Source organism: Alistipes sp. 56_sp_Nov_56_25 (assembly GCF_001915285.1).
Classification (GTDB): domain Bacteria; phylum Bacteroidota; class Bacteroidia; order Bacteroidales; family Rikenellaceae; genus Alistipes; species Alistipes shahii.
The window spans coordinates 135,956-145,667 of the sequence record NZ_MNQF01000061.1 but is presented as its reverse complement, the minus strand read 5'-3'; the positions used below and the strand labels follow the sequence as shown (position 1 = coordinate 145,667).

Sequence of the window (9,712 nt, the reverse complement as noted above, 5' to 3'; positions counted from 1 at the left end):
AATTCTTTTTGCGGACATCGGAAAGACGGTGCTTTTCGAGAAATTCGTCGAACAATGCGATCAATGTCGGTTTGGCCGTTTCTTCCGTGGCCGTTTCGACATTGTACTTTTGCGGATTGTAATATTGTTCCAAAGTCTCTTTCAGCCACTCTTTCTGCGGTTCTGCCGTCTGTCGGGACTGATAGGCTTTTTCGAGGTAGGACTTGAGTTTGCGGGCTTCATCGTTGTAATAGGAACGCATTTCGTCGTCGCAAACGATTTTGCTTTTGACCTGTTCGGCCTTGTCATCCCAAAGATTGGGATTGATGGTGAGCCGGGTCGGTGCGACCATATCTACCTGCCTGCCGTCCCGCAGACGCGCGTAAATGGTCGCCTTCGATTCTGTATCATAGCGTTTTACGCTCTTTTTCTTTTTGATGATGAGAGTTATTTTCATAGTACCCAGATTCCGGATTGACAGAGCAAAAATACGAAAAATTCCCCACATTTTCCCCACATCTGCTAAAAAATGTTTAATCGAAATTTTTCATGCAAAATCATTGGATATTAATATACTATTGATAATAAATGAAATAAATGCAATTTTATTTATTTTAGCTTCTATTTTTATTTAATGGGATTTAATATATTCAAATGCGGCTCCGGGTACAGGAAAAATCGCTTAATTTGTTGGTTATGACAAGTTAAGCGATTTTTTTGATTGTTCCCGCATGTGAAAATATGCTCTTGGGTGGGTTATCTTTTGTGAGATGGCTGGAATATATCCAATGATTCGTCATAGATCGGGCTGTCGATCCCGAGGAATGACAGGACGCTGTGAAAGACATGATACTGCCCGACCTTTTTCTCCGGATCTATTTCCAGCGCTTCATCCGATGTCCACACGATGAACGGAATCTCGATCTGTTCCTTCGGCGCGACAAGTATGGGCACGCCGTGCATATACAGATTCCCCTCGCCGAGGGACTCTCCGTGGTCGGATACGAAGATCACGCAACTGCGCCTTTGGGGAATCCCGCGAAGAATTTCTATTACGGAATGAATGAGATAATCCGTGTAGACGATGGTGTTGTCGTAGGCATTCATCAGCTCCTTCGGATCCGCTTTGGACATCTCCACCGTAGTGCATACGGGACTGAACACCTCGAACTCCGGCGGGTATTTCTTATAGTACGTGGGGCCGTGGCTCGTGCTGGTATGGAGTACGACGAGCATCTTGTCCTTGCTGCCGGAGAGTATCTCTTCGCGGAGGCCTGCGAGCAGAATGCCGTCGTACCTGTCGTCGGCTTCGGGATTCCGCTCCTTGAGCTCTTTCGGCTTGTAGTATTTGTCGATGTGTACGGGAGGCTCTCCCCAATTGTTGCTGCGCCATACCACATCCACGCCGCTGCGGTTGAGATAGTTCGGAAGGATTTCGTAAAGTTTGTTGGACGGCTTATGGTCGAGAATGGCCTTCACGCCTGCCGTGGTGTAGGTCGCGGCCGCATCTGCAATCAGTGCGGTCACGCTGTCTTTCTCCAGAAGCGGATTGGTCGGCTTGCCGTATCCGTATAAAGAGAAATTCTCCCTTCTGGCGGATTCTCCTATTATCAGCACGCATACATCCTTGCTGTCGGAAACGATCTTCGCGTCGGGCAGGGGAATCTCTTTCCGGTTCTGCTTCTTTACGGAATTATAGTAGCGTACGGAATTGACCGTATACGACCACGGCATGACCAGGCTGCCGAGCTTGGGCGCGTTGCGGTCGATCCACGGCCAGTTCTGCATATTGACCAGCGCGATGGCCAAAGAAACCGCCAATGCGATGCCCGTGCGGGCGAAAAAACGCTTCCAGCTTCCGTAGTCGAACCGCCTTGCAAAAATGTAGATGCATGGAACCACCCCCAGGAAGAGGAGATACCATACGGCAGACCATGAAAAGAATCCGGAAGCCTCCGAATACCGGGTGTTGAATACGTTCCCCATCATCTTGTCCGTGATGAGCACCTGGTATGTGTTTATGAAATAGAGGCTTATGGCATTGCCTATGAATGTGAAGGCAAGGATGCACTTTCCGACGAAGCGTCCGAGAAAGAGCACGAGGTAATAGACGAGAAAATTGAGCGCGAACATCAGCACGCCCAGCCCTCCGGTGATCAATACGCCGTTGAAGCCCCCTTCGATGTTGCCGAGCACCAGCCGGAAGAACGGCCAGTGGAACGCCACGAGCGTAAACAGGCTGAGTACCGAAGATATGCGGGTGAGGTCGGTCTTTTCGTTCAGAAATTTTACCATTTGATAACTGTTTTATAAAATGTAAGGATCACTCCCGCGCACAGGACAAGAAGCGTAAAGTTGAAAAGAATCGTCAACGGGATGTTTACCGTATGCGCCGGAGCCATATAGGGAGTTTGTGCCACGGAAGCGTCGTATCGTGCGAACGGATTGGTGTAGATCACCTCTCCGTCGGGAAAGTAGGCCGTAATACGTGCGTAGGGGTCATTGTCCCTCATGGTATAGCTGGCCGCGGACGAGTTCCGGGCCAGCGACAGAGTGGTGTGATCCTGCCCTGTCACCTTGATACTGTCCGCCTGGCGCGACAAGGCGATGTAGATCGTTTCGCCGTCGAGTCCGATCTTCTCGACCGACGGCAGATTCCTGTTTCTGGCGTATTTCACCTCCCAGTCCCCATGTCCGTAGTCGGGAATGCGCATCGCATAATAGCACCCTCCGAGAAGCGTTTCCTTTATGTCTTCATACCTCGCCGACGGACAATGCAGGAAATTGCACCTCACGGCAATGCGGCTGGATTTGTCGGGGTAATGTAGGTCGTCGTTGGCCAGCCCGAAACTGTAATGCCCGGCGCTGAGGGCCCAGTCCCAGTACTCGTTTTCGGTGCTCTTTCCGCTGTCGAGTTCCATGATCCTGTAACCGCCGAGTTTTTGCATGTGGCTTTTCGACGTGCCCGTCGTTCTCAAGGGGTGATTCATCTGGATGAAATCGGACTCCTTTCCGAGCAGGTCTAACTGGAATTGTTTTTGGGAAGCGAAAAGCGGGATCAAATGATCGAAGCGGTTGACTTCGTCGCAACCGAATACCAGCTTATGGTATTTGAATAGGTTGATACCGTGTTCGTAGACATTGACCTGCAACAGGGAATCGTACGGATGTAGGGTCAATTCATTGTGATTCGAGAATGTTACGATGTCATATCCGAATTTCCGGTAGGCTTCATCGGTTTCGGCCGGCCAATATTCGCACTCGTTCAGGATGCCCTTTACGCGCGTATGCGTATGAAAATTGGCTCGTTTCCAGCATATGTCGGATTCCCCCCCCCAGTATGGGTTAAAAATGTCGGGGCCGCTGAAGGGTTTAGCCTCACTGAAATCATATACGGGGCTTACGCTTGTCACAAAGATTGCCAGCAAGGCGATCAGTATGAGCGAGACGATGGTTTTGCCCAATGCGACCGATATTTTTCGCAGCATGTAAATCAAAGTTCGTTCATTTGGATGCAATGCGTTTCCCATAAATTAATGGCTGAAGATAATTGCTGCAAAGTTAACAAAAATGCGGCAAGAGCAAAAGGGAAAATAGATGTGTAGAAACGACTGAATTCGGATTTGGTACATTAAAGTAATATTGGGGATGTTTTTGCGGGTGGAAGCGCAAGCCGGAATGGGATCCTTTCCGGCGCTTTCTGGCTGCGGTTGGTGAAAATAATCCGCGATTTCGGGCGGTTTCTCGGAAAGAAGCGTTATCTTTGCCGCAGGTTTGGTACTCTCCTTCCCGGGCGTGGAAGAAGAGTGAAAAGGGAATCGGGTGCAAATCCCGGACAGTCCCGCTGCTGTGAAACTCCGTGAAGGCTCCGAACATCTCGCCACTGGCCCGCAAGGACCGGGAAGGCTTCGGAACAGGAGCAAGTCAGAAGACCTGCCAGGCCGATTCGACGTCAGGAAGCCCCGGGGGATGGGTATTTGACATCGGGTTATGTAATGCTTATTGTTTTATGTCGGACTTTGCCGCCGGGTGCTGCGCCTTTCGGCAGGCGGGATTTTTCCCGGACGGAAGCCGACCGGATGAGGATTGGATATGGAATTAATCGAACGATTGTTATTTGGCTCCGAGTCGCTTTGGGGCGGAGGTGTGGCCCACTCGGTGCTGATTCTGGCGCTGGTCGTGGCGTTGGGTGTCATGCTGGGCAAACTCAAGGTCGCCGGCGTGTCGCTGGGCGTGACGGGCATTCTGTTCGTCGGCATCGGCTTCAGCTATTTCGGCATGAACGTCGACGAACACCTGATGCACTTTCTCAAGGAGTTCGGACTGATTCTTTTCGTCTATTCGATCGGCCTGCAGGTCGGGCCCGGATTTTTCTCTTCGTTCCGCAAGGGCGGCGTCACGCTCAACAAACTGGCGGTGCTGGTGGTGGCGCTGGGTGTCGCCACGACGGTGGCGCTCTATTACATCACGGGCTTGTCCATGACGACGATGGTCGGCGTGATGTCGGGCGCCGTGACCAACACGCCCGGACTGGGCGCCGCACAGCAGGCTTTCAGCGACATGCACGCCGGAGCCGATGCCCCGGACATCGCCACGGGTTACGCCGTGGCCTACCCGCTGGGCGTCGTGGGAGCCATCCTCACGCTGATCGGGCTTCGCTACCTGCTGCGCATCGACGTGAAACGCGAAGAGGCCGCCGCCGGGCAGGATTCGGACGCGCAGAAAGACCTGACGACCCGGCGTCTTTCCGTCGAGATCGTCAATGCCGCCGTCAACGGCAAGACCGTCGCCGAGATCCGGGACCTTGCGCTGCGGGATTTCGTCATTTCGCGCATCAGCCGCGGCGGCGGAAGCCCCGAACTGGCTGACGCTTCGACGGCGCTTCATTGCGGCGACCGCATCCTGCTGATCGCCGCGCCCCGGGATGTCGAGGCGCTGGTGGCCCTGCTCGGGCGGGAGGTCGACGCCGAGCCGATGGTCCATGACAAGGCGATGATTTCGCGGCGCATCCTGATCACCAAGCCCGAGCTGAACGGCAAGACCCTCTCCGAACTGCGGGTCCGTTCCACGTGCGGCGTCACGATCACGCGCATCAACCGTTCGGGCATCGACCTGGTGGCCTCCGGAAACCTGCAATTGCAGATCGGCGACCGGGTGACGGTCGTGGGGCCCGAATTGTCGGTGGCCCATGCCGAGCGGCTTTTCGGCAACTCGCTCAAGCGGCTCAACCACCCCAACCTGATCCCCATTTTCACCGGCATCGCGCTGGGCGTTCTGCTGGGCAGCATTTCGTTCTGGATTCCGGGCATCCCGCAGCCCGTGAAACTGGGTCTTGCCGGAGGTCCGCTGATCGTGGCCATCCTGATCGGCCGCTACGGGCCGCACTACAAACTGGTCACCTATACGACGATGTCGGCCAACCTTATGCTGCGCGAGGTGGGCATCTCGCTCTTCCTGGCGGGCGTGGGACTGGGCGCGGGCGAGGAGTTCGTGCCGACGCTCGCGGCGGGCGGATATGTCTGGATCGCCTACGGGGCCGTGATCACCGTCGTGCCGCTCCTGCTGGCGGGCATTTTCGGACGCTTCTACTACAAACTCAACTATTATACGCTGATCGGCGTTCTTTCGGGGGCCTCGACCAACCCGCCTGCGCTGGCCTATTCGGCCGAACAGACCTCGTCCGACGCTCCGTCGGTCGGTTACGCGACGGTCTACCCGCTGTCGATGTTTCTGCGGGTGCTGGCGGCACAGCTTTTGATACTGATATTCGGTTAAACCGGAAAAGGAGCGGCAAGGAAACGGACACGTTGCCGCCATAACGGGTCGGACGCGATCAGCAAGCCGGCCGCGCCTTTTTCCAAAGACGAACGCTTATGAACATCGTGCTGTATGGAGTTCCGGCGAAGACCGCCGGCCGGATCGCAGGCCAGTACGGCCTGAAGGAGATCAACTCACCCGACAAGTTCGACGCCTCGGGAACGATGGTGCTCGTTCCGCCGATAAGCACTCCGCGCTACCTGCTGGCGTTCTACAACGCCATGCTGCGCCACGAGGACGATGTCGATGCGGTCATCATCTGCGGCATCGAGTCCTGCGAGGCCGCCTCGACGGTGCAGTACTGCACGCCTCCGGGAAAATTCTTCTCCCTGAACGGCGGGTTGGACGAGGAGGAGCTTCTCTCCGAACTGCGCCTGATCCTCGACTCCCTGTTTGCCGAGGGCAACCAGCTCAACGTCTGACCGCGCGTCAGGCTCCTTGCCGGTGCCGACGGTCGTCAGCAGCGCGACGATCTCGTATGCGCCCGACCGGACGGCCGCAGCGGCGCGTGCGCCGAATCCTTGCCGCCGCTCCGGTTGAAAACCGCCCTTATCCGTTCCATACGACCGATTCCGCGTCGTGGAAAAATCCGCATACGAGCGTCAGGTACTCGGGCATGCGGCCTCCGCTGCCCCACTTCATCTCGATTCCGAACAGTTCGGAGGCCGTGCGTGCCACGTCGAATCCGCAGGCTTCGAGCGACGGCCGCACCAGTTCCGGATGGCGGCAGGGCCTGCCTTCGGGGCGCGTGCAACTCCCCTCGGGACAGTGAATGCACGTTCCGACGTAGGCGAACGAGCGTCCGCCGTATTGCCGTTCCATCTCCAGCAGCCGACGTTCGAGCCGCTGCCGTTCGGGCAGGATCAGGCGTCCCGCTTCGGAGACCGGGAGTCCCGGCTCCTCGGGCGTGATTCTGGTCGCGACGAGCAGCGCCGTGCCGTAACGCGTGACGTACTCCTCCATATCGAACCCGAACGGCGGGCATCCCCAGCTGCGGCCGTAGTTGCCGCACTCCCGGCAATAGCCGCCCACCCGTTCGGCGTCGCGGAAGCGGGCGACGTATGCTGCGGCGGGCAGTTCCGCCGTGAAATCCCGGGCGGTGTATCGAAACGAATGATCCATGCGGCAAAGTTATGAAAAAAACCGCCGTTCCGGGCGGTTTTCGCACCATTTGCCGTGGGAGCCGGCCGTAAGTCGTTGCATGGCAGACAACGCTAAACTAATCTCTGAATTTCCGGCTCCCACCGGCAAAACGGCGTCGCGTCACGGCTTGCGCCGGAACAGCTTCGTGATGTCCTCCATCGTCCCGTCCGGTCCGACCCGGTAGAGCCGCTGGTTGGTCGTCGGCGCCGTCAGCGGACCCAGCGCCTCGACCCATCCGCCCAGTTTGACGTAGTCGAATGCCGCGGCCTCGAAACCCTCCGGCAGCTCCTCCCGGCCCGAATACCATGCCGTGCGCAGCTCCGGGCAGGTTTTCCGTACGGTCCCTGCCAGCCGGGCGATCTTGTGCGGCCCGGCGTCGCCGCCCATGAATGCGACGCAGGTCACCGAACGTCCGTAACGGGCCAGCAGCCCCAGCAGTTCCGCCTCGTCGAGCACGCGCCCTTCGTCCGCCTGCAAGTGCGGGCTGTGGCATCCCGGGCAGCGGTTGGGACAGCCCGTGATGTTGAGCGCCAGGGTCGTTTCGCCGGGAATCTCGGCGAACACCACGTCGAAATTGTGATACCGCACCATCCTACTCCGCCTTGGCGTAATAGCGCCGCGCGGCCTCCTGCTGGCGAGCCGCCGAGAAGTTCGAAACGCGCTTCATGTAGCCGATCACGCGCGTCAGGTAGTCCACGTCGTCCGAGTGGCATGCGGGGCACTCCTTCAGGTAGCGTTTGTCGATGTGCCCGCACTTGTTGCACATCGTGTTGGGGATGTTGAACGTGAAGTAGTTGCATCCTTCGGCGGCCGCCACGCGCAGCAGGTGGCGGTACTGCTCCTTCGAGAGGTGCTCCTCGAGGTTCATGTGCAGGGCCGAGCCGCCCGTGAGATGCTCGATGTAGCGGCGTCCGTGGAGGCGGAACTTGTCGATGACGTTCAGCGACTCGTCCTCCACGACGTAGAAATAGGAGTTGTAGCAGTCGCGCGGCACGGCATATCCGTCCTCGCGGTCCCACTTGGCGTGCTTCACGCCGACGTTTTCCGCCGGGATCATCTCACAGTTGAACATCACCTCCTTCGAGCGGTATTTCCGGTTGTAACGCTCGATCAGCCCCAATACCCCCTGCACGAAAGCGGCGTAGTCGTCGTTGTCGTCGATGCGGATGCCCAGGAATTCCGCAGCCTCGACCAGCCCGTTGACGCCGACGGTGAGATACTGCCGTGCGAGGTTGATGTACCCCGCGTCGAAGAGCGGCAGCATGCCCTTGGCCTTCAGTTCCTTGAGGTTCTCGTTGTAGGCTATCTGCACCTTGTGCACCAGGTCCACTATCTCCTCCAGATGGGCGAGGTAGTGCATGCCGTTCTTCACGGCGTACTGGATGCAGCGGTTCAGGTTGATCGTCAGCACGCTCTTCGAACCCGTCGAGACGCCTCCGGCGCCCAGCGTGTAGCTGAACCCGTTGTCCCGGATCTCGTTCCGCAGGCGGCAGCACGACGACAGCGAGTCGGCGTTGTCGCTGATGTAGGTGAAGAACGAGTGCCCCGCGGCGTACATTTCGGCCGTGAAGTCGCCCCACTCGCGGTCCATCACGTCGCCGTCGCGGGTCAGCAGCGCCATCGTCTCGACGGGGAAGGTCAGCACGGTTTTCGTGCGTTCGCGGTTGAACCACGTCATAAACCGTTTCTGCAACCACGACAGCGACTCCCAGTGGGGTTTCGAGCCGTCCGGGAAGACGAATTCCCCGAAAAGCGACTCGAAATAGTAGCGGTCGTAGTAGGCGACGTTCCAGAACACGGCCTGGAAATTCCGCGCCCCGGTGGGCTGGTTGATCGAGTAGACGATCTGCTCGAAGCAGTCGGTGATCATCTTGTCGATCGTGCGCCGTTTCTTCGAGAGGTCGACCACTTCGTCGGCGCGCGTGTAGTAATCCTCGCCGTACTCCTGTTCGATGAAATAATTCATGTACATCAGGAATTCGGGCGTCGCGCAGGCTCCCGAGAGCATCGACGAGACGATGAAGACCATGTTGACGAACCCGCCGCAGAACGACTTGAGGTTGGTCGGGCGCGTCGAGTTGCCGCCCACCGACAGCGTGCCGCCCAGCAGCCACGGGTACATCGTGATCGAGGCGCAGTAGTTGGCCATCGACGTTTCGTCGTTCTTGTAGATGAAGTGGCCGTTGAGCAGACGCAGGTATTTGTCCGACAGCTCCTTGCCGTACATCTCCTTGATGCGGTCGGTCAGCAGACGGCGGTTCAGGCGGATGAAGTTCCGCTTCGGGAGTTCGCCGATCAGCGTGGCGATGTTCTTGTTCTCGACGTTGGCGTTGGCGTCGTATTTCGACCCCGTCGCGGGGTTCTTCGCGTCGCAGTAGTTGATCAGAAATTCGAGTTTCTCGCGGTCTTCGCGGTCCTCGGAGTGCTTCTGGCGGTAGAGCATGTAGCTCTTGGCCACGGCGAAATAACGCTCGGCCATCAGGGCCACCTCCACCTGGTTCTGAATCTCCTCGACCGACATGCCGTCCGAAACGCGGACGCGGCTCAACACCGACGTGAGGTCGTCGTCCGTGGCGTAGCCGCCCACCGAGAGGAACGCCTTGCTGATCGCGCGTTTGATCTTTTCGACCGAGAACGGCGCCCGTTTGCCGTCGCGTTTGACGATGTAAATTTCCGAAATGCCCATATTTATCCCATATTTGTTGTGTGCCTGTGCGGTGCGAAACCCCGTTCTCTTCTGCTGCGGCCGCAGAAAAGGGCGGAATTCCCTCGA

Annotated in this window: 7 protein-coding genes, 1 pseudogene and 1 riboswitch; of the genes and pseudogenes, 2 read left to right on the top strand and 6 right to left on the bottom strand. The window is 57.4% G+C overall.

The genetic code is table 11. The annotated features are described in order from the left end of the window. The 3 genes and pseudogenes from BHV64_RS09830 to BHV64_RS09820 form a co-directional block, all read right to left on the bottom strand. Positions 1-436, bottom strand: a pseudogene (locus tag BHV64_RS09830) (recombinase); the annotation flags it as partial. A gap of 299 nt (positions 437-735) precedes the next feature. Beyond that, positions 736-2,274: a phosphoethanolamine--lipid A transferase EptA gene (gene eptA / locus BHV64_RS09825; RefSeq protein ID WP_217727636.1), complete on the bottom strand. Its 1,539-nt coding sequence runs from the start codon at positions 2,272-2,274 to the stop codon at positions 736-738. Next, positions 2,268-3,158, bottom strand: a complete 891-nt coding sequence (locus BHV64_RS09820; RefSeq protein ID WP_195285072.1) for a hypothetical protein — start codon at positions 3,156-3,158, stop codon at positions 2,268-2,270. Before BHV64_RS09820 ends, eptA begins: the two co-directional genes overlap by 7 nt. A gap of 579 nt (positions 3,159-3,737) precedes the next feature. Then, positions 3,738-3,934: riboswitch (cobalamin riboswitch) on the top strand. A gap of 137 nt (positions 3,935-4,071) precedes the next feature. On the opposite strand from BHV64_RS09820, the gene BHV64_RS09815 reads away from it, so the two are divergent. Next, entirely contained in the window at positions 4,072-5,754 is a 1,683-nt protein-coding gene (locus tag BHV64_RS09815) for a putative transporter (protein ID WP_138265420.1), read from the top strand. A 98-nt stretch (positions 5,755-5,852) separates the two neighbouring features. After that, on the top strand, positions 5,853-6,218 hold the full coding sequence (locus tag BHV64_RS09810; protein ID WP_022061712.1) for a hypothetical protein: 366 nt from the start codon (positions 5,853-5,855) through the stop codon (positions 6,216-6,218). 127 nt (positions 6,219-6,345) lie between these two features. On the opposite strand, the gene BHV64_RS09805 is transcribed toward BHV64_RS09810, so the two are convergent. From BHV64_RS09805 to nrdD, 3 genes are all read right to left on the bottom strand, one after another. Next, entirely contained in the window at positions 6,346-6,918 is a 573-nt protein-coding gene (locus BHV64_RS09805; protein ID WP_022061711.1) for a DUF2284 domain-containing protein, read from the bottom strand. A 141-nt stretch (positions 6,919-7,059) separates the two neighbouring features. After that, positions 7,060-7,530 (bottom strand): 4Fe-4S cluster-binding domain-containing protein, encoded by a 471-nt coding sequence (locus BHV64_RS09800; protein ID WP_147620016.1) that lies wholly within the window; start codon positions 7,528-7,530, stop codon positions 7,060-7,062. Position 7,531: 1 nt separating this feature from the next. Further along, positions 7,532-9,625 carry an anaerobic ribonucleoside-triphosphate reductase gene (gene nrdD, locus BHV64_RS09795; RefSeq protein WP_217727635.1) on the bottom strand — a complete coding sequence of 698 codons (2,094 nt, stop codon included), beginning with the start codon at positions 9,623-9,625 and terminating at the stop codon, positions 7,532-7,534. Between the last annotated feature and the right edge of the window lie 87 nt (positions 9,626-9,712).

What these genes read in the sequence shown, in the direction of transcription:
- BHV64_RS09805 (WP_022061711.1), bottom strand. Translation starts at nt 6,918, where the DNA reads ATGGATCATTCGTTTCGATACACCGCCCGGGATTTCACGGCGGAACTG.
- eptA (WP_217727636.1), bottom strand. Translation starts at nt 2,274, where the DNA reads ATGGTAAAATTTCTGAACGAAAAGACCGACCTCACCCGCATATCTTCG.
- BHV64_RS09815 (WP_138265420.1), top strand. Translation starts at nt 4,072, where the DNA reads ATGGAATTAATCGAACGATTGTTATTTGGCTCCGAGTCGCTTTGGGGC.
- BHV64_RS09800 (WP_147620016.1), bottom strand. Translation starts at nt 7,530, where the DNA reads ATGGTGCGGTATCACAATTTCGACGTGGTGTTCGCCGAGATTCCCGGC.
- nrdD (WP_217727635.1), bottom strand. Translation starts at nt 9,625, where the DNA reads ATGGGCATTTCGGAAATTTACATCGTCAAACGCGACGGCAAACGGGCG.
- BHV64_RS09810 (WP_022061712.1), top strand. Translation starts at nt 5,853, where the DNA reads ATGAACATCGTGCTGTATGGAGTTCCGGCGAAGACCGCCGGCCGGATC.